The 23,488-nt window shown below is 67.8% G+C and carries 25 protein-coding genes and 3 tRNA genes; 11 read left to right on the top strand and 17 right to left on the bottom strand.

Features of this window, described 5'->3' with window-relative positions; genetic code table 11:
* The 3 genes from H536_RS25015 to H536_RS0114730 all read right to left on the bottom strand — a co-directional run.
* The coding region (locus tag H536_RS25015) for a GTP-binding protein (RefSeq protein WP_018010120.1) at window positions 1-94 on the bottom strand (94 nt) is incomplete at its 3' end.
* Between the two features lie 161 nt (window positions 95-255).
* Window positions 256-329: transfer RNA gene (locus tag H536_RS0114735), tRNA-Gly, on the bottom strand.
* Between the two features lie 27 nt (window positions 330-356).
* Window positions 357-441: transfer RNA gene (locus H536_RS0114730), tRNA-Tyr, on the bottom strand.
* Window positions 442-704: 263 nt separating this feature from the next.
* Here H536_RS0114730 and rlmB point away from each other — a divergent pair.
* Window positions 705-1,559, top strand: a complete 855-nt coding sequence (gene rlmB / locus H536_RS0114725) for a 23S rRNA (guanosine(2251)-2'-O)-methyltransferase RlmB (protein WP_024351209.1) — start codon at window positions 705-707, stop codon at window positions 1,557-1,559.
* Between the two features lie 25 nt (window positions 1,560-1,584).
* Here rlmB and H536_RS0114720 read toward each other — a convergent pair.
* Window positions 1,585-1,659 (bottom strand) — tRNA-Thr (locus H536_RS0114720).
* 157 nt (window positions 1,660-1,816) lie between these two features.
* On the opposite strand from H536_RS0114720, the gene H536_RS0114715 reads away from it, so the two are divergent.
* Complete coding sequence (locus H536_RS0114715) at window positions 1,817-2,590, top strand: NAD kinase (protein WP_024351208.1); 774 nt, start codon at window positions 1,817-1,819, stop codon at window positions 2,588-2,590.
* Window positions 2,591-2,618: 28 nt separating this feature from the next.
* Here the strand turns inward: H536_RS0114715 and H536_RS0114710 are convergent, their stop codons facing one another.
* From H536_RS0114710 to H536_RS0114700, 3 genes are all read right to left on the bottom strand, one after another.
* Entirely contained in the window at window positions 2,619-3,758 is a 1,140-nt protein-coding gene (locus tag H536_RS0114710; RefSeq protein WP_024351207.1) for a DUF2336 domain-containing protein, read from the bottom strand.
* A 161-nt stretch (window positions 3,759-3,919) separates the two neighbouring features.
* Complete coding sequence (locus H536_RS0114705; RefSeq protein ID WP_024351206.1) at window positions 3,920-4,540, bottom strand: flavin reductase family protein; 621 nt, start codon at window positions 4,538-4,540, stop codon at window positions 3,920-3,922.
* Window positions 4,541-4,542: 2 nt separating this feature from the next.
* On the bottom strand, window positions 4,543-5,127 hold the full coding sequence (locus H536_RS0114700; protein ID WP_024351205.1) for a nitroreductase family protein: 585 nt from the start codon (window positions 5,125-5,127) through the stop codon (window positions 4,543-4,545).
* A gap of 162 nt (window positions 5,128-5,289) precedes the next feature.
* On the opposite strand from H536_RS0114700, the gene H536_RS0114695 reads away from it, so the two are divergent.
* Window positions 5,290-6,447, top strand: a complete 1,158-nt coding sequence (locus tag H536_RS0114695; protein ID WP_029703308.1) for a hypothetical protein — start codon at window positions 5,290-5,292, stop codon at window positions 6,445-6,447.
* Window positions 6,448-6,483: 36 nt separating this feature from the next.
* Here H536_RS0114695 and H536_RS0114690 read toward each other — a convergent pair whose 3' ends face one another.
* Both H536_RS0114690 and thrS read right to left on the bottom strand, forming a co-directional pair.
* On the bottom strand, window positions 6,484-7,338 hold the full coding sequence (locus H536_RS0114690; protein WP_024351203.1) for a lysophospholipid acyltransferase family protein: 855 nt from the start codon (window positions 7,336-7,338) through the stop codon (window positions 6,484-6,486).
* A gap of 103 nt (window positions 7,339-7,441) precedes the next feature.
* Entirely contained in the window at window positions 7,442-9,418 is a 1,977-nt protein-coding gene (thrS, locus tag H536_RS0114685) for a threonine--tRNA ligase (RefSeq protein ID WP_024351202.1), read from the bottom strand.
* A gap of 154 nt (window positions 9,419-9,572) precedes the next feature.
* Here thrS and H536_RS0114680 point away from each other — a divergent pair, with 154 nt between their 5' ends.
* The gene (locus H536_RS0114680; RefSeq protein ID WP_024351201.1) at window positions 9,573-10,064 is read left to right on the top strand and encodes a LysM peptidoglycan-binding domain-containing protein; all 492 of its coding nucleotides are present in this window, start codon (window positions 9,573-9,575) and stop codon (window positions 10,062-10,064) included.
* A 24-nt stretch (window positions 10,065-10,088) separates the two neighbouring features.
* On the opposite strand, the gene yidD is transcribed toward H536_RS0114680, so the two are convergent.
* Window positions 10,089-10,478, bottom strand: coding sequence for a membrane protein insertion efficiency factor YidD (gene yidD / locus H536_RS0114675; RefSeq protein ID WP_024351200.1), 390 nt, complete (start codon window positions 10,476-10,478; stop codon window positions 10,089-10,091).
* A 48-nt stretch (window positions 10,479-10,526) separates the two neighbouring features.
* Entirely contained in the window at window positions 10,527-10,973 is a 447-nt protein-coding gene (locus tag H536_RS0114670; RefSeq protein ID WP_024351199.1) for an iron-sulfur cluster assembly scaffold protein, read from the bottom strand.
* Between the two features lie 259 nt (window positions 10,974-11,232).
* Here H536_RS0114670 and folE point away from each other — a divergent pair, with 259 nt between their 5' ends.
* From folE to H536_RS0114655, 3 genes are all read left to right on the top strand, one after another.
* On the top strand, window positions 11,233-11,856 hold the full coding sequence (gene folE / locus H536_RS0114665; RefSeq protein ID WP_024351198.1) for a GTP cyclohydrolase I FolE: 624 nt from the start codon (window positions 11,233-11,235) through the stop codon (window positions 11,854-11,856).
* The gene (gene hisI, locus H536_RS0114660; protein ID WP_029703307.1) at window positions 11,853-12,296 is read left to right on the top strand and encodes a phosphoribosyl-AMP cyclohydrolase; all 444 of its coding nucleotides are present in this window, start codon (window positions 11,853-11,855) and stop codon (window positions 12,294-12,296) included. Before folE ends, hisI begins: the two co-directional genes overlap by 4 nt.
* 111 nt (window positions 12,297-12,407) lie before the next feature.
* Window positions 12,408-13,352: a patatin-like phospholipase family protein gene (locus H536_RS0114655; protein WP_060576948.1), complete on the top strand. Its 945-nt coding sequence runs from the start codon at window positions 12,408-12,410 to the stop codon at window positions 13,350-13,352.
* 51 nt (window positions 13,353-13,403) lie between these two features.
* Here the strand turns inward: H536_RS0114655 and H536_RS0114650 are convergent, their stop codons facing one another.
* Both H536_RS0114650 and H536_RS0114645 read right to left on the bottom strand, forming a co-directional pair.
* The gene (locus H536_RS0114650) at window positions 13,404-13,835 is read right to left on the bottom strand and encodes a CBS domain-containing protein (RefSeq protein WP_024351195.1); all 432 of its coding nucleotides are present in this window, start codon (window positions 13,833-13,835) and stop codon (window positions 13,404-13,406) included.
* A 72-nt stretch (window positions 13,836-13,907) separates the two neighbouring features.
* On the bottom strand, window positions 13,908-14,654 hold the full coding sequence (locus H536_RS0114645) for a rhomboid family intramembrane serine protease (protein WP_024351194.1): 747 nt from the start codon (window positions 14,652-14,654) through the stop codon (window positions 13,908-13,910).
* Window positions 14,655-15,060: 406 nt separating this feature from the next.
* Here H536_RS0114645 and H536_RS0114640 point away from each other — a divergent pair, with 406 nt between their 5' ends.
* From H536_RS0114640 to H536_RS0114630, 3 genes are all read left to right on the top strand, one after another.
* The gene (locus tag H536_RS0114640; protein ID WP_051141604.1) at window positions 15,061-15,660 is read left to right on the top strand and encodes a PilZ domain-containing protein; all 600 of its coding nucleotides are present in this window, start codon (window positions 15,061-15,063) and stop codon (window positions 15,658-15,660) included.
* A 292-nt stretch (window positions 15,661-15,952) separates the two neighbouring features.
* Window positions 15,953-17,206 (top strand): AI-2E family transporter, encoded by a 1,254-nt coding sequence (locus H536_RS0114635; RefSeq protein ID WP_024351192.1) that lies wholly within the window; start codon window positions 15,953-15,955, stop codon window positions 17,204-17,206.
* 128 nt (window positions 17,207-17,334) lie between these two features.
* A complete protein-coding gene (locus tag H536_RS0114630; protein WP_024351191.1) occupies window positions 17,335-17,547 on the top strand; it encodes a hypothetical protein in 213 nt (70 codons plus the stop codon).
* A gap of 165 nt (window positions 17,548-17,712) precedes the next feature.
* Here the strand turns inward: H536_RS0114630 and H536_RS0114625 are convergent, their stop codons facing one another.
* The 3 genes from H536_RS0114625 to H536_RS0114615 all read right to left on the bottom strand — a co-directional run bounded on the left by H536_RS0114625 (window position 17,713) and on the right by H536_RS0114615 (window position 20,239).
* The gene (locus H536_RS0114625; RefSeq protein WP_024351190.1) at window positions 17,713-18,087 is read right to left on the bottom strand and encodes a hypothetical protein; all 375 of its coding nucleotides are present in this window, start codon (window positions 18,085-18,087) and stop codon (window positions 17,713-17,715) included.
* A gap of 45 nt (window positions 18,088-18,132) precedes the next feature.
* The gene (locus H536_RS0114620; protein ID WP_024351189.1) at window positions 18,133-18,522 is read right to left on the bottom strand and encodes a hypothetical protein; all 390 of its coding nucleotides are present in this window, start codon (window positions 18,520-18,522) and stop codon (window positions 18,133-18,135) included.
* Between the two features lie 133 nt (window positions 18,523-18,655).
* Window positions 18,656-20,239 carry a bifunctional aminoglycoside phosphotransferase/ATP-binding protein gene (locus H536_RS0114615; RefSeq protein ID WP_024351188.1) on the bottom strand — a complete coding sequence of 528 codons (1,584 nt, stop codon included), beginning with the start codon at window positions 20,237-20,239 and terminating at the stop codon, window positions 18,656-18,658.
* A gap of 143 nt (window positions 20,240-20,382) precedes the next feature.
* Between H536_RS0114615 and H536_RS0114610 the strand changes: the two genes are divergently transcribed.
* The gene (locus H536_RS0114610; RefSeq protein WP_081651935.1) at window positions 20,383-20,733 is read left to right on the top strand and encodes a c-type cytochrome; all 351 of its coding nucleotides are present in this window, start codon (window positions 20,383-20,385) and stop codon (window positions 20,731-20,733) included.
* A 42-nt stretch (window positions 20,734-20,775) separates the two neighbouring features.
* On the opposite strand, the gene H536_RS0114605 is transcribed toward H536_RS0114610, so the two are convergent.
* A complete protein-coding gene (locus tag H536_RS0114605) occupies window positions 20,776-23,469 on the bottom strand; it encodes a bifunctional acetate--CoA ligase family protein/GNAT family N-acetyltransferase (RefSeq protein WP_024351186.1) in 2,694 nt (897 codons plus the stop codon).
* Window positions 23,470-23,488 lie beyond the last annotated feature (19 nt).

The raw sequence follows: 23,488 nt of genomic DNA, 5'->3' as shown, positions 1-23,488 counted from the left end.
TCGCCGCCGTCAGCGACGTCTTGCCATGGTCAACGTGACCGATCGTGCCGATGTTCACATGCGGCTTGTTGCGCTCGAATTTGCTCTTGGCCATCGTCGGCTCCCAACTTAGCGGATGCGTGAGTCCGGGCGCGACATAACGAGTGCAGCGGCCAATGACAAGCGCTGCGAAAACGTGCCGGATACAAAGACGCCGCACGCGGGCGCGCACGGTTTGCTCAGCACAGCGGATGAGATCGGGAAATGCGGGAGGTCTGGAGCGGGTAGCGGGAATCGAACCCGCATATTCAGCTTGGAAGGCTGCTGCTCTACCATTGAGCTATACCCGCGCCTTCGCATCAGCGTTCGACCGGCAGTGGTGGAGGGAGTTGGATTTGAACCAACGTAGGCATAGCCAACGGATTTACAGTCCGTCCCCTTTAACCACTCGGGCACCCCTCCGGACTGCCGTCGAAGCATGCAGGCGCTTGGCCTGGCTGCTGGAAGCGTTCGGCGCGGGACCGAGCGTTTCCGAGCGGCCTTATGATGGCCTTGGCGCAATCTGTCAACGCCGAATGGCACTGGAAATCGCATCGAATTTCACCCGGCGCCGATCATCACCGCACGAAACCGGATGTCCGACCCGCTGCGTCCCCCGCGAAGCAAGGGAGCCCGCGCGGGGATCGCCGCTTTCTTCGCATCGCCGGGTGGGATAGAGAGGCCGCATGAGCGACGATACGCCTTCGGGCACCCCCAAGGACACCCATTACGCCACTCTCAGGCGTGCCCACCGCGACCGCAAGCGCGCCGATGGCGGCGCGGCGCCGGCGGGCGCCCCCAGGCGGCGGCCGCAACCGGGGCGTCCGGCGCCTGCCGGACGGGTCCGGCTTTACGGCATCCACACGGTCGCGGCCGCACTGAACAATCCCCGCCGCAAGCTCCACGCCCTCCTGGTGACGCGCAACGCCCTCGCCCGCCTCGAGATCGCCGAGGACGCGATTCGCTGCCCGGTCGAGATCGTCGAGCCGAAGCGCCTCGATGCCGAACTCGGCGGCGAGGCCGTGCATCAGGGCGTCATGCTGGAAACCGAGCCGCTGCCGGCGATCCGCCTGAGCGACCTCGGCACCGCCCGGCTGGTCATCGTCCTCGACCAGGTGACCGACCCGCACAATGTCGGCGCGATCCTGCGCTCGGCGACGGCCTTCGGCGCCGATGCGCTGGTGACCACGGCGCGGCACTCCCCGCAGGAGAGCGGCGTTCTGGCCAAGGCCGCGTCGGGTGCACTCGAACACGTCACCCAGATCGAGGTGGTCAATCTCGCCGATGCGCTCAGCGCGCTTTCGAAGCAGGGCTTTCGCACCATCGGCCTTGATTCGGACGGTCCGGAATCCTTCGAGGCGAGCCTTTCCGGCGAGCGCATCGCCATCGTTCTCGGCGCCGAGGGCAAGGGCCTGCGCCAGAAGACCCAGGCGACGGTCGATGCCCTCGCCCGGCTGGAAATGCCCGGCGCGATCCGCTCGCTCAACGTCTCCAACGCCGCCGCCATCGCGCTCTACGCAACACGGCGCCATCTCGGCTGAACGGACGTTCGACAGTCTGGATGAATGGTGCCGGATGAGGGGATTGAACCCCCGACCTTCGGTTTACAAAACCGCTGCTCTACCGCTGAGCTAATCCGGCGCGGCTGCGCCATAGCATATCGATCGGCGATTTGCAGCGGGATTTTCGGCCGCGTGCGGACCATGGCCGCGCTTGGCGTGCGGCTCCGGACGGGTTACGTCCTCAGGGGACCCGCGCGCCTCGCCGCCTCATGCCTTCAGAAGTGCCGATCCCGTCCATGCCACGTCTGCCCCAGTCCATCAGCTTCCTGGCCAGCGAGGCCGAACCCGCGCAGGAAGCGGCCCAGCGTCTGTCGGCGCTCTATGGCAACGACCGCCCGGAGACCGCCGAGATCATCGTCGCGCTGGGCGGCGACGGCTTCATGCTGCAGACGCTGCACCGGTTCATGAATACCGGCACCCCGATCTACGGGATGAACAAGGGCACGATCGGCTTCCTGATGAACGACTATCGCGAGACGGGTCTGCGCGAGCGTCTAGCCGAGGCGGTGGAAAACACCATCCATCCGCTGACGATGACCGCGACCGACGCCGAGGGCGAGACCCACAGGGCCCTGGCGATCAACGAGGTCGCCCTGTTCCGGCAGTCCTACCAGGCTGCCAAGCTGAGGATCACCATCGATGGTCAGGTGCGGCTGGAAGAGCTGGTCTGCGACGGCGTGATGGTGGCGACGCCGATCGGCTCGACGGCCTACAATCTGTCGGCCCAGGGGCCGATCATTCCGGTCGACGCGCCGCTCCTGGCGCTCACCCCGGTCAGCGCCTTCCGCCCCCGCCGCTGGCGCGGCGCGCTCCTGCCCAACCACCAGACGGTGGAGATCACAGTGCTGGAGCCGGAGAAGCGCCCGGTCAACGCGGTGGCCGATGCGACGGAAGTCAAATCGGTCCGGCACATCACCATCTGCGAATCGATGGACGACACCGGCCTGATCCTGTTCGATTCGGATCATTCCTGGGACGAGCGCATCCTGGCCGAGCAGTTCCGCTACTGACGCATCGGCGCTGATTCTCGCTTGCAGCCTATGCGGCGAGCTGGCGGGCGTGCTGGCGCGCCGCCTCGCGGCTGGTTTCGCCGGCAAGGCGATGCAGGAAGCGCATGATCTCGTCGAAGCCCGAATCGCCCTGCGTCGCCGTGAACGACCCGGCGACCCGCTGCATGACCAGCTGCGGCACGTCCTCGACCGCCACGGACAGGCGTCCGGTCGCAAGTTCACGCCACACCGAAACGGCGCAGCGAAACAGCGGGGCCGAGGCGACGGGAAGCCCGGCCGCCGTCATCAGCGTGCGGAAGGCGCTCTGGCGGCCATCGGCGAGAATCGTGCGCACGCGGCGGTCGGACATGGCCGAGAGCCGCACGAGCGCGGCCGCAAAGAGATCGATATTGCCGGTGCAGACGGTGCGCAGCAGGAAGGCGACGTTGAGCTGGCCGCTGGCCCGCAGATGCTCGACCAGCGCCGGCACTTCGGCCTCGCCGATATTGTCGGCCAGGAGCGCCGTCGCCCGTTCGCAGGCCTCGAAGGCCAGCCGGTCGGCGCGGTCGCCGCCGACGAGGTTGCGCAGCATGGGCAGTTCCGCCAGCGCCTGGCCGGTCCGCAGGATCAGGGTCTGGCGCACGGTGGACGGCAGGTCGTCCCGCGCCATCAGCGCGCCGCGCAGCGCGGCGACGTCGCCATGCCGCTCGGAGAGCCGGCGGTAGCTGATGCTGGCGATCCCGGCGCCCGGATTGCCGAGCAGCGTAATGCATGTATCGGATTCGGCCAGTTCCGCCAGGGCCGCCGCCACCCGAGCCGAGACAAGGCGGCGCGCAGCAATGGCGCCCCGCAAGGCCTCGGAGCCGGTGGCGACGAGGTCGATCAGGTCGTCGTCGGAGAGTGCCGGCGAGCGGCCGGCGACGATGCAGGCGATGCTGTCATTGTCCTCGCAGAGGGCGCGCAGGACGGCGCGCGGCGCCCCGCGCCCGTCGGCCAGTTCCAGCGCCATTGCCTGGCGCACCTTCGGCGACGGATCGTCGAGCATGAGCATCAGGGCCGCGTCGGCGCCCGGCCGCTCCTCGGCGGTGATGCGTCCGTCGAGCAGCGCGCGCGAGAGGATTGCGGCGCCTTCGGCCCGCTGCGTGCTGGTCGCCGTCTCACACCATTTGACGAACCGCTGAACGATCATGGAACTGGCGACCTCTGCTGCGCACCCGACTGTTGAAAGCGAGTGTGTCAGGCAAAGGTTTAGGCTTCGTTCACCATATCGATCGACGAAGCATCAACCATGTTGGCAGGTCGCCGCCCCTGCGACAGGTCCGTCGCAGGGGCGCGTTTCAGGCGGCGACGTCAGCTGTCGCTGGCATCCTCGAGCGTCGGCCGGCGCATCTGGAACACCTCGTCCGCGACGGCGTAGTCGAGATAGCCGAGCCGCGACAGCGGACGGGCGAGACCCATGTCCAGCATGCCGTTTCGCAGCACCGATTCGGCGATGTGAATGCCGACGACCTGCCCGATGACCATCACCCAGTCCGACGGCTTGCCGTCGACGTCGACCGGCTGGAACGACTGGGTGACCTTGCATTCGAGGGCTGCCGGGCTCTCGGCGACGCGCGGCGCGGCCACGAGGCGGCAGGGCGCCTCGGTCAGGCCGGCCAGCTCGAACTCGCTGCGACCGCGCGGTGCCGGCGCCGAGGTGCGGTTCACCGCCTCGGCCAAATCGCCGGTCGCCATGTTGGCGACGAACTCGCCGCTCTCGATGGCAAGGTTCGCCGAATCCTTGAAGCCGGCCGAGGCGAACATCACCAGCTTGGGATGGTCGCTGACCGCGTTGAAGAAGCTGTAGGGCGCGAGATTAACCGCGCCGTCCTTCGCGCGCGTCGAAATCCAGCCGATGGGCCGCGGGGCGACGATCGCCTTGAAGGGATCATGCGGCAGTCCGTGATCGCCGCGCTCGGGTTCGTAGAACAGCATCAGCCCGCCTCCCTCGCCCGTGCCTCGGTGACGATGTCGGCGAGGTCGGGCCGCGGCCGTTCCGTCGGCGCCTCCTGCGGGGTGCCGACATGCACGAAGCCGACGACCTTCTCGTCCGCCGGGATGCCGAGAAGCGCCTTGGCGTCCTCGTCATAGGCGATCCATTCGGTCACCCAGTTGGCGCCGTAGCCATGCGCATGCACCGCGGTGACAAGGTTCATCGCGACCGCACCAGCGGACAGGACCTGCTCCCACACCGGGATCTTCACATGCTCGCGGGCCCTCGACACGATTCCAATGACGAGCGGGCTGCGGCTGAGCCGGGTCGATTCGGCGCGCTGGCGCGCCTCGCTCAGCGGTGCGCCCTCGCGCGCCTCGGCCAGTTCGGTGAGCGCCTTGCCCAGGTCGATCGCCGCGTCGCCGCGGTAGAGGATGAAACGCCACGGCGCCAGTTTGCCGTGATCGGGAACGCGCGACGCGATCTGCAGGATCTGGTCGAGCTCGGCCCCTTCGGGAGCCGGCGCTGCGAGCAGCGGAATCGGGATCGAGCGCCGGGTGGCGAGGAATGTCGTCGTGTCGGTCAAGGCAGCGTCCTTACGTGATGGCGCGTTCCAGCTAGCCCCTGGCGGCCGCCAGATCAAACCGGCCGCGCCGCGCGAAACGGCGGATCGGCGCGGCGAATTCGCCGTGGCATGAGCATTCGCCTTGAATTCGTCCATCATCTGGGGTCATGAGAGACGGGGTTTATGAAAGCAGGGGTCTGGTTCGTGGCGGTCGATGCCCGTCTTGTGGCGATCATCAGTTCGATAGTGGTCGCGACGAGTCCGGGGCTGGCGCAGGATATCCCGATTCCGTCGCTGCTCGATCGCGGGGGCGGCCTGTTCGGCGGCGAGCCGCGCAAGCCGGGCGCCTATGTCTCCCCTTCCGCCAGCGAATTGCTGCCCAATGCCGCCGATGTGGGGGCAGCGCCGACCCGCGGCCTGCAGCGCTTCGACCCGATCGCCCTGCCCGTCGCACCCGGCATTCCGAAGGCGCCGAAGATCGAGCTTCCGGGTCTGCCCGCCTACGCGCCGCAGAACATGCCCAGCCAGGACATCATCCGTTCGCGCGCGACGCTGACCCTGAAGGCGCGGCTGACCGAGGATGGCGAGCCGATCCCCAACGGGCTGGTCTGGCGGCTGTTCTCGGCCATTCCGGCCATCGACGGACGCGCGACGCTGATCGCCTCGTCCGAGAGCAGCGAAGCCAATTTCGAGGTGCCGGCGGGCTCGTACATCCTGCATGTCGGCTTCGGCCGCGCCGGGGTCGTGAAGCGGATCGACTTCACCGGCGTGAAGACGCAGGAGACCATCACGCTGAATGCCGGCGGCCTGCGGCTGGACGCCATGGTCGGCGACGGCCAGACGATCGAGCCGGCCCGCCTCTCCTTCGACGTCTACAGCGACGCCGAGAACGAAAGCGACCGCGACCTGATCGCCAGCGACGTGCCGCCCAACAAGGTGCTGCGGCTGAATGCCGGCACCTACCACATCGTGTCCAGCTACGGCTCGGTGAACGCCTCGGTGCGGGCCGACATCCGGGTCGAGCCGGGCAAGGTCACCGACGCGACCCTGCAGCACCGCGCTGCCCTCTTGACGATGAAGCTGGTGCGCGAGCCCGGCGGCGAGGCGATTGCCGACACGGCATGGTCGGTGACCACGGCCTCGGGCGATCCGGTGCGCGAAAGCGTCGGCGCGTTTCCGTCGATGGTGCTGGCGTCCGGCGACTACGTCATCGTCGCCCGCAACAACGACAAGGTCTACCAGCGGGCCTTCGCGGTGGAGCCCGGCCAGAACACCGACGTGGAAGTGCTGACGTCGGATCTCGCGGAGACGCCGGACCCGCTTGCCGGATCGGGCGACTAGCCCCGCGCGATCATCCCCTTCGTCCGGCAGTCCGGATCAGGCGGCGATCGGTTCAAGTTCGGACTGGGGCTGGACCGCCGGTCGCGCGAGGCTGAACACGGCCTGGCGCAGGCGCTCGGTCAAGAGCCGGCGGTCGCCGATGGCAGACAATTCCCCGGATGTGATCAACGGCCCGATGCTGAGGTCGATGGACCGGCCGTATCTGCGCCGGAACTCGCCGATCAGCAGCCCGACGCGAAGCGTCATCGACCAGCGGCTGACGAGATGGAACAGCGGCCCGTTCTGGCCGTGGACATGGATCGGCAGGACGGCGGCGCCGCCAGTCCGGATCAGCCGCGCCGTGAACTGCTTCCAGGGCAGATCGGCTGCCTCGCCGAAGATCTTCGGCGCCGTGGCCACGCCGCCGGCCGGAAAGACGACGATGGTCGCGCCCTCGGCCAGGAGCCGCATCGCCTCCACCCGGGTCGCCAGGTTGGCCGCCATCGCCTCGCGCGTCTCCTCGAAGGACACCGGCAGCCCATAGGCCGCCATCTCCGGGATCTTCATTAGGTCGGCATTGATGAGGATGCGGAATGGCCGGCCGAGCTGTTCGGCCAGGGCCAGGAGCGCGACGCCGTCGCCGATCCCGAAGGGATGGTTGGCGACCATCACCAGACGCTCGGGCAGTGTCGCCGGGTCCGGCAGGCGGCCTTCGATCCGCAGGCTGATCCGCATCAGATCGAGCATCATGCCGAAGGCCGGCACGTCGCCGGATGCGAGGTGGCGCTGCCAGACCGCATAGAGCCCGGCGAGCCGGCGGCGGCCGGAGAGCTCTTCCATTGAGCGGATGGCGAGGCGCCGGACGAGCGTGTCCGAGGGACGGGCGTAGGTCAGATGGGTCGTGGTTCGCATCGGCCGGCCATGAACGGTTTCCCCGTCCCTAGCCGACGACCGATGACAGGCCGATGACGAAAACGGGCCCCGGATCGGCTCCGGGGCCCGTCAGATGTTCGTCTCAGGCGACCTTGCGGCGCGCCTCCTGGCGACGCTTCAGGTCCGGCGGCACGGCCTCGTCGGCGAGCGCCGCGACCGCATCGTCCAGCGCCATCGGCGTCTGTTCGCGGGCGCCCAGACGGCGGATGTTGACGGTCCGCTCCTCGGCCTCGCGCTTGCCGCAGACCATGATCACCGGGACCTTGGCCATGGAATGCTCGCGGACCTTGTAGTTGATCTTCTCGTTGCGAAGATCGGTCTCGACCTGCAGTCCGGCCTGGCGCAGTTCCTCGGCGACCTGCAGCGCATAGTCGTCGGCCTCGGAGGTGATCGTCGCCACGACGACCTGCAGCGGCGACAGCCACAGCGGCAGATGGCCGGCGCAGTTCTCGATCAGGATGCCGATGAAGCGCTCGACCGAGCCCAGCATCGCGCGATGCAGCATCACCGGCGTCTTCTTCTCCGAATCGCGGTCGATGTAGAACGCCCCGAAGCGGCCCGGCAGGTTGAAGTCCACCTGGTTGGTGCCGACCTGCCATTGCCGGCCGATCGCGTCGCGCAGGGTGTACTCGTATTTCGGGCCGTAGAACGCCCCATCGCCCTCGGCGACCGCCGTGGTGATGCGGCCCGCACCCTGCTCCTCGATGATGGCGAGAACGTCGCGCATCGAGGCTTCCGCCTTGTCCCACAATTCGTCGGACCCGACGCGCTTCTCGGGCCGCGTGGACAGCTTCACCAGCACGTCCTCGAAGCCGAAATCGCGATAGATCGACAGGATCAGATCGTTGATCTTCAGACTCTCGGCGGTGATCTGCTCCTCGGTGCAGAAGACGTGGGCGTCATCCTGCGTGAAGGCGCGCACGCGCATCAGTCCGTGCAGCGCGCCGGACGGCTCGTAGCGATGCACGGCGCCGAACTCGGCGATCTTCAGCGGCAGGTCGCGATAGCTCTTCAGCCCGTGCTTGAAGATCTGCACGTGCCCCGGGCAGTTCATCGGCTTCAGCGCGAAGACCCGCTCGTCCTCCGTCTCGGTGACGAACATGTCCTCGTGATATTTTTCCCAGTGCCCGGAGGTCTCCCAGAGTGAGCGCTCGAGGAGCTGCGGCGCGTTCACTTCCTGATAGCCCTCGGCCTCCTGGCGCCGGCGCACATAGGAGACGAGCGTCTGGTAGAGACGCCAGCCCTTGGGATGCCAGAACACCGTGCCCGGTGCGTCCTCCTGGAAATGGAACAGGTCCATCTCGCGGCCGAGCCGCCGGTGGTCGCGCTTCTCGGCCTCTTCCAACATATGGAGATAGGCCGCGAGCTGCTCCTTGGTGGCCCAGGCGGTGCCGTAGATGCGCGTCAGCATCGGATTGTTGGAATCGCCGCGCCAGTAGGCGCCGGCCACCTTCATCAGCTTGAAGGCGTCGCCGATCTGGCCGGTCGCCGCCATGTGCGGTCCGCGGCAGAGGTCGAACCAGTCGCCCTGGCTGTAGATCTTCAGGTCCTGGCCCTCGGGAATCGCGTCGACGAGCTCGACCTTGTAGGCCTCGCCCTTCTCGGCGAAGACCGCCTTCGCCTTGTCGCGCGACCAGACCTCCTTGGTGAAGGGCGCGTTGCGGCGGATGATCTCGGTCATCTTCTTCTCGATGACCGGCAGGTCGTCCGGCGTGAACGGCGTGTCGCGGGCGAAATCGTAGAAGAAGCCGTTCTCGATCACCGGGCCGATCGTGACCTGGGTGCCCGGCCACAATTCCTGCACCGCCTCGGCCATGACGTGCGCCGCATCGTGGCGGATCAGCTCCAGCGCCCGGGGGTCGTCGCGGGTGATGATCTCGATCGCCCCGGCACGACCGACCGGGTCGGCGAGGTCGCGGACCTCGCCGTCGAGCGCATAGGCGACGGATTTCTTGAGAAGCGATTTGGAGATGCCGCCCGCGATGTCACGGCCGCTCGTGTCGGCCTCGTATTCGCGCACGGATCCATCGGGGAAGGTCAGGGAAACGGCATTCGCCATCATGTATCTCTTTCGTTCCAGTCCCGCCTACGATCGCGGGTGGTTGCTGTGACCGGCAACGGCCGGCCGAACGGTGGCAGTCGGGTACGATTGCTCAAGGGGTTCGGGCGGGATATATTTGGATGCGGCGTTCCGATGCAAGGGAGCCAGTTCGATGAACATCGAAATCCTGCAGCCGAAGCCTTTCGATCTTGTCGGAAGCCGGATCCTGATCGCCGGTAATGCGGTCGGTTTCGAAGGGCATCTGTCGATCCTCATCGGCGAAGGCCATGACGAGGTCTCCGCCTCCGCCACGGCGGGCTCGACATCGATCCGCCAGTTCCAGGCGGCGGTGGACATTCCCGACGGCACCGCCTTCACGCTCAACCGGCTGTTCGTGACCGTCTCCGACGACAGCGGCGGCGGCGACGGGGTGCCTCCCCCGACCGTGACGGTACCGGTTCTCTACGGCCCGCTGATCCTGCCAGGCTTTTCCGGCTACTGGCTGCACCAGGTGGCCGCCGGCGACACGCTGTCGAAGCTGGCGCTGCGCTATTTCGACGACGCCACCAAGTTTCCGATCATCCATCAGGCGAACCAGCACATCGTCGCCAATCCAAGCCTGATCTTTCCCGGCCAGGTGCTGCGGATACCACGCGCCTTCTGAGCGCCGGCCAGGCTGCGCGGGCCGCTAGTGCGGAGTGCGCTCAGCCGGGCGGCCCAGCCGCAGCAATCGCCACGGCGCCCACCAGCGGTGCCGTGCCGGCAAGGCGCTGGGAACATTGTCGATGCCGCTGGTGCCGAACGGGCCACAGCGGCCGACGCGAAAGACGGACAACCAGCCGCCGCTCCACAGGCCGTGGCGCGCCACGGCCTCATAGGCGTATTCCGAACAGGTCGGCAGGTGCCGGCAATGGCTGCCGATCAGCGGCGACAGGGTCAGCTGGTAGAGGCGCACGAGACCGAGGCCGAGATACCGGCCGGGCGTTGCCCGCCACGGGCCGGAATAGTTGCGTCCGGCTGCAATGCCGGCGTCGGCGGCATGGCGGGGATGGGCATCGTCGGTGCGGTGGTCGCACATGGGCCTAGCGCCACGCCCTGACTGACGGCACGACCCGGCCACTCAGGGTCACGCCGCGGCGCTCTTGTCCCGTGCGGCGATCTTGTCCAGCGCGTCGACCACGGCGTCGAAGGTCAGCATGGTCGAGGCGTGGCGCGCCTTGTACTCGCGCACCGGCTCCAGATATTTCAGATCGGCGAAACGGCCTTCCGGCGGCGTGCCGTTCTCCTTGAGCATCCGCCGCATGGTCTCGCGAGTGGCGCGCAGTTCTTCCGGCGTCGCCCCGACGACGTGGCTGGCCATCACCGAGGACGAGGCCTGGCCAAGGGCGCAGGCCTTCACCTCGTGGGCGAAGTCGGCGACGACACCGTCGGCAAGTTTCAGGTCGATCGTCACGGTCGAGCCACACAGCTTGGAATGCGCCGTGGCGCTGGCATCGGGAGCCTCCAGCCGCCCGATGCGGGGGATGTTGCCGGCCAGTTCCAGTATCCGCGCGTTGTAGACGTCGTCGATCACATGCACACCAATCCATCGCGCAAATGCCGATGGCCCTGTCATTTCGTTCGGTCGGAAATTATATAGGACGCGTGGCACCGGTTCGAAAGTCGCCGTCAGGTCGGCTTCGACATGAAGCGGCCCCTGGCGGCCACCGAAGATAGAGATGAGCGTGACGAAGATTTCGATTGCGGGCCGGGCCGGCCATCCGGCCAAGAATCCCGACCATCATTCGCAGTGGATCGCAGCGCGCATTCCCACGGCACCGGAGCGCAACGACATGGAATCCGTCGTCAAGAAATTCCCCGAAGCAGCCGACGAGCGCGCGGACGACCGGCCGAGCCGGGCCGAGGCCGAGGCTGCCGTCAAGACGCTGCTGCGCTGGATCGGCGAGGATCCGTCGCGCGAGGGCCTGTTGGAGACCCCTGCCCGCGTGGTGAAGGCGTATGAGGAACTCTTCGGCGGCTACAGGCTCGAAGCCGGCGACGTTCTCGGCCGCACGTTCCAGGACGTCTCGGGCTATGACGACATGGTCCTCGTCCGCGACATCGACTTCCACTCCCATTGCGAGCACCACATGGTGCCGATCATCGGCAAGGCGCATGTCGCCTATGTGCCGGACGGTCGAGTGCTGGGCCTGTCGAAGATTGCCCGCGTTGTCGACATCTACGGTCGCCGTCTCCAGACGCAGGAATCCATGACCGCGCAGATCGCCTCGGCCATCGCCGGCATGCTGGTTCCCAAGGGCATCGCCGTGATGATCGAGGCCGAACACATGTGCATGTCCATGCGCGGCATCCGCTCCAAGGGCTCGATGACCATCACCTCTGCCTTCCAGGGCGTCTTCGCCGAGGACGGCGAGTTCAAGTCCCGCTTCCTCGCGCAGGCCAGCAGCCGCTCGTGACCGCCGACCTATCGCCTGCCCCGCTCTTCGCCGCTCCCTCCCCTGATCATCGCGAACAGGAAGAGGGCGTGGTCCTGCGCCCGCGTTTCGACGCCGCCGGGCTCGTGACCGCCGTCGTCACCGACGTGGCGTCCGGTGACCTCCTGATGGTTGCGCACATGAACGCCGAGGCGCTGGACCGGACGCTGGCCACGGGCATTGCCCATTACTGGTCGCGCTCGCGCAAGGCGTTGTGGAAGAAGGGCGAAACCTCGGGCGCCCTGCAGAGCGTTGCCGAGATCCGCATCGACTGCGACCAGGACGCGGTGTGGCTCAAGGTCGCCGTCGCCAGGCCCGAGGACACCTGCCACACGGGCCGCGACACCTGTTTCTACCGCCGCGTGGCCGCCGACGGTCGCACGCTCGACGCCTTGCCGGGCCGGGACTCCGACGCCAGTTGATCCTTAAGCAGTTGATCAAACTTTAGGCGCATCATGATCCATTGATCGTGATTGCCAGCCGGAGTGATGCGGATGCTCGATCGGGTTTTCAGCCGCCGGGAAGGACCGCCGATGGACGCCGCGCCGGTCCGGTCCGAGACCGCCAGGAAGCAGCCGGGCATCGCCCTGGCGCTGGGCGGCGGAGCGGCGCGCGGCTGGGCCCATATCGGCGTCCTGCGGGCCTTCGACGAAGCCGGCATTCCCATCTCGATGATCGCCGGCACCTCCATCGGCGCGCTCGTCGGCGGCTGCTACCTCGCCGGCAAGCTCGATGAGCTCGAAGCCTTCGCCCTGTCCCTGACACGCCGCGGCCTGATCCGTTTCCTCGACTTCCGTTTCGGGGCCGGCGGCCTGATCGGCGGCATGCGGCTCAGCCGGAAGCTGTCGGAGGCGCTCTCGGACCTGCGGATCGAGGATCTCGACCGGCCGCTGGTCTGCGTGGCGACCGAAGCGCGCAGCGGTCACGAAGTGTGGATCGATTCGGGCTCGCTGGTGCTGGCCATGCGCGCCTCCTATGCCCTGCCCGGCGTGTTCGAGCCGCTGGACTGCGGCGGGCGCAGCCTGATGGACGGCGCGCTGGTCAATCCGGTGCCGGTCAGTGTTTGCCGCGTCTACGAGGAACGCTTCGTGGTCGCCGTCAATTTGCACTACGATCTGTTCGGACGCGCGGCGGTGATGCGGCTGCGCGCCGACCCTGCGACCGCGGCGACGCAGGCCGCGGACCTGGCCGCCCGCACGGTGGACGCAGCGCCGCTCGACGATCTCGCCCAGCGGCGCGAGAAGCTCGGCATGGCGCGCTCGATGGTCGACGCCTTCAACATCATCCAGGACCGGATCTCGCGGGCCCGGCTCGCCGGCGACCCGCCGGACCTGTCGCTGCAGCCGCGCGTGCGCGACATCGGCCTGTCGGAATTCTTCCGCGCCCGGGAAGCCATCGATCACGGCTACGAGGCGACGATCAGCCGGATCGCCGAGATCCGGCGCATGACCGATATTTCGGCCGACGCCACACGCTAGGTCGACGCGTTCCCCGTTTCCGAGGCCCAGGCCGGGCCCCGGCGGTTCCGTTCAGCCGGCGGCGATATACTCGCGCATTTCCATGGCCTCGCGCTCGACCTCCTCGATCCGCTGCTTGACCACGTCGCCGATCGAGATGATGCCGACCAGACGATCATTCTCGCAGACCGGCAGGTGACGAAAGCGGCCGGTGGTCATCATCTCCATGGCCTGGTTCACCGTGGTCGCCTCGGTGCAGGTGCTCACCTGCGATGTCATCACTTCGCCGATGCTCTGGGAGATGGCACCGACGCCCGCGGTGCCGAGGACGCGGACCACGTCGCGTTCCGACACGATGCCGGCGACGCCGCCATCCTCGTTGGTCAGGACGATCGCACCGATGCGCCGGTTCGCCAGCACCTGCATCGTCTCCTCCAGAGTCGCCTCCGGCTTGAGGGTGACGACGTCGCGTCCCTTGGCTTCCAGTATGTGCCGCACGTTCATGGCTGTTTCTCCCGCTGACATGCCCATTCGTGATGGTGTGCCACCACGACGCAGACGGCAAGAGGCGCCGGTTCAGCGACGCAGCGGCCGGGACAGCGGATCGAACAACCGGAACAGCAGGAAACCGAAGGCGAAGCCGCCCAGATGCGCCTCCCAGGCGACGGCGCCGCCGCCCATTTCGCCGCCGACGCCGCTTCCGATGAGGAGATTGGTGCCGAAGAACACGGCGATGAAGATCAGCACCGTCCGGTTGCTCAGCGATTCGCCGATCGACACCAGCGGCCCGTTCGACCGGCCCGGTGCCAGCGACACCCTTCCGCCGAAGGCGAAGCGGCAGGCGCCGCCCATCAACGCCGACACGATGCCGGACGCCCCGATCACCGGTACAATCAGCGTCGGGTTCAGGAGGTAGAAGGCGGCCGCCCCGGCAATGGCGCCGCAGGTGCAGAAGGCCAGGAACCACGTCACCCCCACGCGCCGGGCGACCGGCGTGCCGAACGCCAGCAGCCAGACCGCGTTGGCGCCGAAATGCGTCCAGTCGCCGTGCAGGAAGGCGTAGCTCAGCGGCGACCAGAGATCGGCGCCGGGCGTGCGAAAGCCGCAGACCGGGTCGACGTCGCCGTAGCAACCGGGAATGAAAGCGAGATCGAGAAGCGCCTGGGCCGTGGCGACCGGACCGAGCAGATAGACCCGCACGCCGTGAACGAGCGCGAAGATCGCGATCAGGACGAGGATGATCCCCGGCACGTTGAAGGCCGGCGGATGGGAACGGCGGATATGGATATCGGCACCGGGCTCGCCGTGGTCTTCTGGTCTCATTGCTGTCGCTCCCCGTCGTCCGGTGTCGTTGCCGGTCTGGTGCCGCGCATCGGTCATGTCCTGCCGGCCGCACAGGGCCGCCCGCAGATGGTGCCGCCTCGCCTTATGCCAGTGCCCGCACCGGCGTCCCAGAACAAAAAAACCGCCCTGCGCGGCGCAGGGCGGTTTGAAATGCGGTTGCCGTGACTGGAGGGCCAGGAACCCGGTCGTACTGCTGTGTCAAAATCGGACTGGATATGTCCTGAACGTTGCTAGGCCGGTTCGCCGGCATCGGCAAACCGTTTCGTGCCGGACAGTTAATGGGGTGCAAATCCTCACGGTCGGTCTTACCGCTTGTTAAGCTTCCCGCGATAAGGTGGGTCTGCAGCGGAACTCCCCGCCGACGCCCCGAGAAATGGTCGTAGCGATGTCAGCCACAGCCCAGGCGCCCCGTTCGGAACCAGCCGAACGCAGCAGCTTCAGCCGCGTGCGGATCGATCTGCTCGGCCGCTTCATGCGCGAGGACCGGACGGAATTCCCGTGCCGGGCCGAGAACATGTCGCCGGGCGACGTCTCGGTCACCGCTTCCGTGGTGCCGGTCGAGAACGAGCGGATCATCGTCTATATCGACCATATCGGCCGGCTCGAAGGTGCGGTCTCGCGCGTCTTCGAAGGCGGATTCGACCTCGCCTTCCAGTCGACGCCGCGCAAGCGGGAGAAGCTGGCGGCCCAGCTCACCTGGTTTGCCAACCGCCACGAATTGTCGCTGCCCGAAGACCGCCGCCACGAGCGGAACGCGCCGGAAAACCCCTTCGTCGACATGGTTCTGGACGATGGCCGCCGCTACCCGGCGCAGATCATCGATCTGTCGCTCTCCGGCGCCGCAGTGACCAGCAGCATTCGCCCGGCGGTCGGTTCGCGCATCACCCTCGGCACCACGACCGGACGGATCGTGCGTCACATCGAGGACGGATTTGCGGTCGAGTTCAGCGCCGAGCGCGCCAGGCACGCCCCCAACATCGTCTAGCCCGACACCGCCAGGCCCAACCTAGCTTGGCACGGGGCCGTAGCCCGTGCTGTCGTGACAGCTGCCCCATCGGCGGCTGACCACGCTGAGTGCGACCCCGCGTTTCGGCGCGTCCGCGTAAACACGTCGGGCTCCGGCGCCGCTCTGATCCATCCGCATCCCCGACAACGCGCCCTCTTAATGGAACGCACCGCGCTCTCGGCCATTGGGTGCATGACCGCGCTCACGCGGCCGTGAGGCAGCTGTCCCGGCGTCGGTCCGACCGCAGACCACAGATGCGACAGGAGACAGGATGGCCGGGTCCGCCACCACCCCTACCCCCCATTCGGACGACGAAGGGGCGGCACGTGCCGAACGTGTCTCGAAGGTCTCGCGCCTCCCCTGGCAAACCATCGCCATCGGCCTGCTGTCGGTCATCACCTTGATCCTGGTGGGCTGGGCGCTGCAGGCGATGAGCTCGGTCGTTGTGCCCTTCATCTTCTCGATCCTGATCGCCCTCGTCGTGGCGCCGGTGGACAGCATGGTCAAGCGGCGCATGCCCCGCAGGTTCGGCTGGCTCGGCCATGTGGCCGCGATGGGGCTGATCATCGTCATCCTGTTCGTCTTCCTCGGGGGCATCTGGCTGTCGGCGCAGCGGATCTCGGACGCCTTTCCGCAGGTCTCCCAGAAGATCGAGGAGCTGGCGCCGATGATCGCGTCCGGCTCGTCGGGGAATGCCGAGGGGGCGCAAGGCGCCTCGGCGGGCGGCGGCGAGAACGCCGCCGGCGCGACCGGATCGGACGGAACCTCCGGCTCGTCGGACGTCTATGCCAGCGTGACGGACCAGTTTCGCGGCGCCGGCGGCCAGCTCGGCAGCAGGATCGCCGAATATGCGTCGAGCTACGCCAGTTCGGTCCTGAGCTCCGCCGGTTCGGCGCTGGCGGCCATGGTGCTGATCTTCTTCTTCACCCTCCTGATGCTGATCGAAGCGCCCAACTGGCGCGCCAAGGTGTGTGCGGTCGTCGGTCCCGACCAGCGCAGCGGCGTGTTCGAATCGCTGGACGTCATCGCGCGCCAGCTCCGCCGCTATCTCCTCATCCGCGTCGTGCTGGGACTGCTGACCGCCGGGCTCTACGCCGCATGGCTCTGGTTCTTCGGCGTCGAGCTTCTGCTGGTCTGGGCGATCCTGGCGTTCCTTTTGAACTTCGTGCCGACCCTCGGCTCGCTCGTCGCCGGCGCGCTGCCGGTCGTCCATGTCTATGTGCAGCAGGATTTCCGCACCGCGGTGATCGTCGGCATCGGCATTCTCGTGATCGAGCAGATCATGGGCAATTACGTCGACCCGCGGGTGCAGGGGAAGCAATTGTCGGTGTCGCCGCTGGTCATCCTGCTGGTTCTGCTGGTCTGGGGCTGGGTCTGGGGTGTCGCCGGGGCGCTTCTGGCGGTGCCGGTCACGATCGGCATCATCGTGACCTGCGCCCATCTTCCGCGCCTGCGCCCCGTCGCGCTGTTCCTCAGCGACGAAACCAGCATGGACGATCTCGACGACATCGTGAGCGCGAAATGAGACCGGGTCCCGGCTGACATATCCCTGTCAGCGAATGCTGGCATTTGTCCCCCGATGACACATATCAATTCGTGGCAGCGTGGTTCGTCTATGCTGCCTTCGACGTTTCGTGAAAAAGGACTTTCGCGATGAGCAGGCATCGACAGTTTCAGGACGTTTCCGCCAACCGCGCCGTGCCGGGCACCGACACCGTAACGGGCCGCAATCGCTGGCTCGACGGCTGGAAAGGCGAACCGATGCTGGCGGAGATGCTCGACGACCCGATCGTCCAGATCCTGATGTCGCACGACCGTGTCAGCCGCGAGGAGATCGAGACGATCGCGTCGCGCCACGCGGCGTAGGACCGCCGATCCGTCACGAATCCACGACGCAGAAGAGGTCGGCAGCAGACCCCTCCGACAGACCAAAGCCGTCGCCCTGATCCTCAGGACGACGGCTTTGCTTTAACTGGCAATGGCGGGCTTTCGCTGTCCGGACTGCCTGCTGCCGGTCCGAAGTCCGTCGCGCTATTCCGCTGGATCGTCCGAACGGATCCATGCGGTGACCAGCGGTTCGGAAACCTCGTCCACCAGGCTCGCCTCCAGACGCGGAAGGCTCGTCTCCATCTGCGCATAGTCGGCTGCGGCCGCGGCCAGCCAGTCGTGCTGGATCCGCAGGGCATCGTCCGGTCCCTTACATGCGGACAGAGCGCGCATCGCCCGGCCGTCGGCAAGACAGCGCCGGCCGGCGATCTCCAGCATCTCTGCCGACAGCCGCGCGGCCGCCTGCGCGGCATGCACGCCGACCATCATCGCGGTCTGCCAGCCCTGCATCTGCAGGAACATGAGCTCGGACGGCGTCAGCCAGGCCATCGTGTCGGGTGTCGTGTTCGGGACGGTCATCGCATCGCTCCATGCGGTCGAGGGGCCAGGACGCGGCAGGACCGCTCAGATCGGCCCGACCTTCACGACCTGATAGGTATGGGTCTCGGCGCCACGCCGGATCGAGACGTATTCCCCCGGCACGAAGCGTTCCTGATCGAAGTGAAAACCGATCTCGTCATCGGCCGGCCCGGCCTCGTAGTCGAAATACCAGGTGCCGCCGGGCTTGCGCCGCAGCCGCCCGATCCGGTCGGTCTCGCCGTCCTGGAAGTGGCGCACGCGGCAGGCTGCCTGATTCGGCTTCCATTCCGCCGGATCGATCCGGCTCTCGGTGTCGAGCGGCACCAGAAGGTCATAGCCGTAGCGGCTGTCGCCGCCGGGATGGTCCTTCTCGCGGGCAAGTTCCAGCCGGACGTGGCGGAACGAGGCGGGAAAGTCTTGCGGCGTGGTCGTCATCGGGGATCTCCTTCGATCCGTCCAGCCTAGCCGCGATCGCGGACCCGACATTGATCGGCGTCAAGCGCGGGACCGATCGGCATAGATCACCGCACCGCTTCAACGATCGGCGACCCGCCGGTCGGTGCCGAGGCTAATCCGGCAATATGTCACGCGCGTCTCGCCCCGGTCGGCTGCGCTCCATCCGTTGCGCCCGCACGTCGACGGCGCGGCGGGCAGCCTCCGCAACCGGCTCCGGTTCGCCGTCCCCATCGATCCGCTCCCAGTCGATGTCGCCGGGATCGCGGGCGAGTTGCTGCCTCACGACCGCGGTCGTGGCGTCGGAAGGATCGTTCCGGCGCGCCGCCACCCGGCGCAGCATCTCGGCCGGATCGACATCGAGCCATAGGCCCTGGAAATCGGCGCCCGCGTCGCGTGCGGTTGCGGCGATGCGGCTGCGGTCGGCGGCGCGCTCGAAGGTCGCGTCCGCGACGACGCCGTGACCCAGCCTCAGGATCCGCTTGGCCTCTGCCGCCTTGGCCGCATAGACCCGCTCGGTCATGGCCGCTGTATAGGCGTCGGCCTCCAGCCGGGTTTCGGCCGACACGCCGCTGAGGCGCTTGCGAATGCGATCGCTGGACAGCGTGCGCGCGCCCGGCGCCGGGCCGATGCGCGGCGCCAGAGCGGCGGCGACGGTCGACTTGCCGGAGCCGGACAGGCCGCCGACGGCGATCAGCCGGGCCGGCCTGGGTTCGAGAAGGTCGAGCGCCAGGGCGAAATAGCGCTGGGCCTCGGCGCGGATATCGCTGGCCTGCGGCCCGGCATCCGTAAGCTGGGCGGCCCCGACATGGGCCCTGACCGCAGCGCGAACCGCCATGAAGAAGGGCAGCGCCGGCAGACCGCCCTCGTCCGCGGTCACGTCGAGATAGCGGTTGAGAACGCGATTGGCGAACTCCTCCAGCCCGCGATGCCAGAGATCCATCAACAGGAACGCCAGATCGTACAGGGTGTCGGTGGTCCCCAGTGCCTCGTCGAATTCCAGGCAGTCGAACAGCACCGGTTCGTCGTCGACGGTGCAGATGTTGCGCAGATGCAGATCGCCGTGGCACCGGCGCACCCGGCCGGCCCTCGCGCGCTCGTCCAGAAGCGGCCCGAGCCGCGCCAGCGCCTGGCGAAACCGATGATTAAAGCTTGCGGTCTCCTCGGCGCCGAACAGATCGGTCGCGGCGAACGCTGCCTCGTTGATGTCGAGGACCGCTGCCATCCGCGTGGCGCCGTGCGGCGCGGGGTCGGGCGGGATCGTCTCGTGGAACGCCGCGATGGTCCGGGCGAGGCGATCCATCAGCGGACCGGTCAGCGTGCCTTCCATGGCGCGCCGGTCGAAAAGTCCGTCCGCGTCGAAGCGGCGCATATCGACGACCGCGTCGACGAGCTCGCCGCCGCCATCGAGGACGAGACCGCCGCCGGGCTCCCGCGTGATCCTGCAAACGGCGCAGTAGAGCTGCGGTGCCGTGCGTCGGTTGAGGTCCAGTTCGCGTTCGCAGGCTGCGAGTCGCAGGGCGGGCGTGGAAAAGTCCACATAGGGTCGCCTGACCGGACGCTTGAGCTTCACGGCCGTCTCACCACCCAGCAGCACGATGGAGATATGGGTGGTGACGGTCTCGATCCGTTCGGCCGGAACGCCGGCGAAGAGCTTAGAGCGGATGCATTCGAGAATCGCGTCGTCGGCTTCGTGCATGACGCCCCGCCTTTCCGGCAGCCGATCCGGCTGCGTGCGCCGTTGCCTCGCCCGGATCAGATCGCCCCGCATTGATCGGCGTCAAGGCGGGGCGGCCCGCGCGGTGGTGGGATGCCGCGACAGGTACACACCGGGAGACGACGATGACGCGATCGACATCCATGCGGGGACGGCTGGCACTGATGGCCATGGCGGTGGCGGGCCTTGCCCTGCTGCCATCCGCAGCCAAGGCACAGGACCTCGCACAGATCGCCAACGGCCAGCGTTTCCTCGAAACCAACTGCGCCCGTTGCCACGCCATCGCGCGGACCGGCACCAGCCCGCATCCGCAGGCACCGGCGTTCCGCACGCTCTCGCAGAGCTATCCCATCGCCAGCCTCGAGGAGGCGCTGGTGGAAGGCCTGTGGACCGGGCATCCCGACATGCCGGAGTTCATCTTCGGCCCCGGACAGGCCCGGGCGATCATCGCCTATATCGAGAGCATCCAGGACTAGCCATAAAACGGGCGGCGGCCGGCGCCCCCGGCAGCGCTCGCCTCAAGCGTCGGCGCTCCTGTCGAATTCGATGGTGACATGCGCGGTCTCGGAGAAGTCCTCCGTCCGGTCGGCGCGGAAACCGAGATCGCGGGCCATCTGCAACATGGTGACGTTCTCGCGCAGCACCTCGCCATAGACGCGGTGCAGGCCGCGCTTGCGGCCATAGGCGAGGATCTCCGACAGGAGCCGGTAGCCGAGCCCCCGCCCCTTCATGTCCGAGCGCACCAAAACGGCGAATTCGGCCGCCTCGTTCTCCGGGTCGGAGACGAGGCGTGCGACACCGTAGATCGGCCCCTGCCCGTAGGCACTGCCCGGCTCGACCGCGACCAGCGCCATCTCGCGGTGGTAGTCGATCTGCGAGAACCGTGCGGCGGTCTGGTGCGGCAGCGCCTTCATCGGGGCCATGAAGCGCAGCCGCAGATCCTCCTGCGTACAGCGCGCCACCATCTCGACCAGCGGTTCCTCGTCCTCCGGCCGGATGGGCCGCAGCACGAAGCGTTCGCCATTGCGCAGTTCGACGGCGCGTTCCAGCTCGCGCGGATAGGGCCGGATCGATGGCGCCACCCGCGCTGTGCCCGCCGCATGCAGCGAGATGCGGGCGTCGAGTGCCAGGACACCCTCGGCGTCGGCGAGCAGCGGATTGATGTCGAGTTCGGCGACATCCGGTAGATGCACCGCCAGTTCGGACAGGCGCACCAGAACATCGGCCAGGGCATCGAAGGCGACCGGCGCCACATCGCGATACCCTGCCAGCAGCTTGGAGATCCGCGTGGCGCGGATCATCTCACGCGCCAGGACGGAATTGAGCGGCGGCAGGCCGATGGCGCGATCGCCGATCACCTCCGCCGCCTTGCCGCCTCGGCCGAACAGGATCACCGGGCCGAAGGTCGGGTCCGGCGCGATGCCGGCGATCAGCTCGTAGGCGCCGTCGCGCACGATCATCGGCTGAACGGTGAAGCCGTCGATACGCGCACGCGGGGCGTATGCTCGCACCGCCACCAGCATCGCCTCGGCGCTCTCGCGCATCTCCTCAGCCGAGCCGATATTCAGACGCACCCCGCCGGCATCGGATTTGTGGGAGATCTCGGCCGAAACGATCTTCAGGACGGCTGGGGCCCCGACCGCCTCGAAACAGGCGACGGCGCCGTCCACATCGCTCGCCATGCGAGTGGTCACGGTCGGGATTCCGAAGGTCGCCAGCAGCCGCTTGGCTTCGTACTCGCTCAGGATCGTCCGGCCATCCTGGCGGACGGTCTCGATCAGCGCCTGCGCGCTCGCGATATCCTCGTGGCCGATGGCAACGCCGGCCGACGGCGTTTCGAGAAGAAGCTCCTGATTGCGTTTGTATTCGACAAGATGGGTGAAGGCGCGGATCGCCTTTTCGGGGCTGTCGAAGGTCGCAACCTTCTCGGCAGCGAAGAGGTCGCGCACCGGGGCCGCGGAGGTGCCGCCGAGCCAGTTGGTGAGTACGGGAAACCGCGGACGCCGCTTGGCGATCGCGGCGACCCGGCGGCCGGCCTCCATACCGTCGGCAACGGCGGTCGGGCAATTGATGACGAGGATCGCGTCGCTCTCGCGCTCCTTCATCAGGATGTCGAGCGCGGCGCCGTAGCGCTCGGGCGTGGCGTCGCCGATGATGTCCACCGGGTTGGCGCGCGACCAGGTCGACGGCAGCACGCCGTCGAGTGCGGCGATGCCGGCGTCGCTGAGTCTGGCCAGCCGCCCACCGTCGGATTCCAGCGCATCGACGGCCAGGACGCCGGCGCCGCCGCCATTGGTGAGGATGGTCAGCCGGTCGCCGGAGATGCGGACCCCGCTGGCCAGCGTCGCCGCGGCTTCGAACAATTCCTCGATCTCGCGCACCCGCAGGATGCCGGCGCGTCGGAACGCGGCGTCGTAGACGACGTCCGAACCGGCCAGTGCGCCGGTGTGGGATTGCGCGGCCCGCGCGCCCGCCGCGCTGCGCCCGGCCTTGATCACCAGCACCGGCATGGAGCGGGCCGCCAGCCGCGCCGCCGACAGGAATTTCTGCGCCTCGGTGACGTTCTCGACATAGAGCAGGATCGAGCGGGTCGTCCGGTCGGTCGCCAGATAGTCCAGCATGTCGCCGAAATCGACGTCGGACATGTCGCCGACGGACAGGAGATGGGAGAAGCCGATGCGGCGCTCGTCGGCCCAGTCGATGACTGAGGTCAGCATGGCACCGGACTGGCTGACCAGCGCGATGTCGCCGGCCCGCGGCATGAGATGGGCGAAGCTGGCGTTGATACCCGCGGCCGGCGAGATCAGGCCAAGGCAGTTCGGCCCGACGATCCGCATGAGATGGGGGCGCGCGGCGTCCAGCACCTGCTGGCGCAGGGTGGCGCCATCCACCGTCTCGCCGAGGCCGGCCGAAATGACGATGGCGGCGCAGCAACCGCGCTTGCCCAGCGCCGCGATGATGCCGGGCACCGTGCGCGCCGGCGTGGCGATCACGGCGAGGTCCGGCACCTCGGGCAGCGTCTCCACCGAGCGATGGCATTGCCGGCCGTGGATCTCGCGCGCATGCGGATTGACCAGCATGATACGGCCGGCAAAGCCGCCGGAGACCAGATTGTCGACCAGCACCGAGCCGACCGATCCCGGCTCGTTGCTGGCGCCGATCAGCGCGATCGAACGCGGCGCGAACAGCGCGTCGAAATTGCGGATGCTCATGCGGCGCCGGCCGTTCGCG

It is taken from the genome of Aurantimonas coralicida DSM 14790 (genome assembly GCF_000421645.1).
GTDB lineage: Bacteria > Pseudomonadota > Alphaproteobacteria > Rhizobiales > Rhizobiaceae > Aurantimonas > Aurantimonas coralicida.
The sequence above is the reverse complement of the archived record's forward strand: the minus strand, read 5'-3'. Positions and strand labels throughout refer to the sequence as shown.

Bases quoted from the DNA above. Each gene is read 5' to 3' on its own strand.
- rlmB (WP_024351209.1), top strand. From the start codon at position 705: ATGAGCGACGATACGCCTTCGGGCACCCCCAAGGACACCCATTACGCC.
- H536_RS0114715 (WP_024351208.1), top strand. From the start codon at position 1,817: ATGCCACGTCTGCCCCAGTCCATCAGCTTCCTGGCCAGCGAGGCCGAA.
- H536_RS0114710 (WP_024351207.1), bottom strand. From the start codon at position 3,758: ATGATCGTTCAGCGGTTCGTCAAATGGTGTGAGACGGCGACCAGCACG.
- H536_RS0114695 (WP_029703308.1), top strand. From the start codon at position 5,290: ATGAAAGCAGGGGTCTGGTTCGTGGCGGTCGATGCCCGTCTTGTGGCG.
- H536_RS0114690 (WP_024351203.1), bottom strand. From the start codon at position 7,338: ATGCGAACCACGACCCATCTGACCTACGCCCGTCCCTCGGACACGCTC.
- thrS (WP_024351202.1), bottom strand. From the start codon at position 9,418: ATGGCGAATGCCGTTTCCCTGACCTTCCCCGATGGATCCGTGCGCGAA.
- H536_RS0114680 (WP_024351201.1), top strand. From the start codon at position 9,573: ATGAACATCGAAATCCTGCAGCCGAAGCCTTTCGATCTTGTCGGAAGC.
- yidD (WP_024351200.1), bottom strand. From the start codon at position 10,478: ATGTGCGACCACCGCACCGACGATGCCCATCCCCGCCATGCCGCCGAC.
- folE (WP_024351198.1), top strand. From the start codon at position 11,233: ATGGAATCCGTCGTCAAGAAATTCCCCGAAGCAGCCGACGAGCGCGCG.
- H536_RS0114655 (WP_060576948.1), top strand. From the start codon at position 12,408: ATGGACGCCGCGCCGGTCCGGTCCGAGACCGCCAGGAAGCAGCCGGGC.
- H536_RS0114650 (WP_024351195.1), bottom strand. From the start codon at position 13,835: ATGAACGTGCGGCACATACTGGAAGCCAAGGGACGCGACGTCGTCACC.
- H536_RS0114645 (WP_024351194.1), bottom strand. From the start codon at position 14,654: ATGAGACCAGAAGACCACGGCGAGCCCGGTGCCGATATCCATATCCGC.
- H536_RS0114640 (WP_051141604.1), top strand. From the start codon at position 15,061: ATGTCAGCCACAGCCCAGGCGCCCCGTTCGGAACCAGCCGAACGCAGC.
- H536_RS0114635 (WP_024351192.1), top strand. From the start codon at position 15,953: ATGGCCGGGTCCGCCACCACCCCTACCCCCCATTCGGACGACGAAGGG.
- H536_RS0114630 (WP_024351191.1), top strand. From the start codon at position 17,335: ATGAGCAGGCATCGACAGTTTCAGGACGTTTCCGCCAACCGCGCCGTG.
- H536_RS0114625 (WP_024351190.1), bottom strand. From the start codon at position 18,087: ATGACCGTCCCGAACACGACACCCGACACGATGGCCTGGCTGACGCCG.
- H536_RS0114620 (WP_024351189.1), bottom strand. From the start codon at position 18,522: ATGACGACCACGCCGCAAGACTTTCCCGCCTCGTTCCGCCACGTCCGG.
- H536_RS0114615 (WP_024351188.1), bottom strand. From the start codon at position 20,239: ATGCACGAAGCCGACGACGCGATTCTCGAATGCATCCGCTCTAAGCTC.
- H536_RS0114610 (WP_081651935.1), top strand. From the start codon at position 20,383: ATGACGCGATCGACATCCATGCGGGGACGGCTGGCACTGATGGCCATG.
- H536_RS0114605 (WP_024351186.1), bottom strand. From the start codon at position 23,469: ATGAGCATCCGCAATTTCGACGCGCTGTTCGCGCCGCGTTCGATCGCG.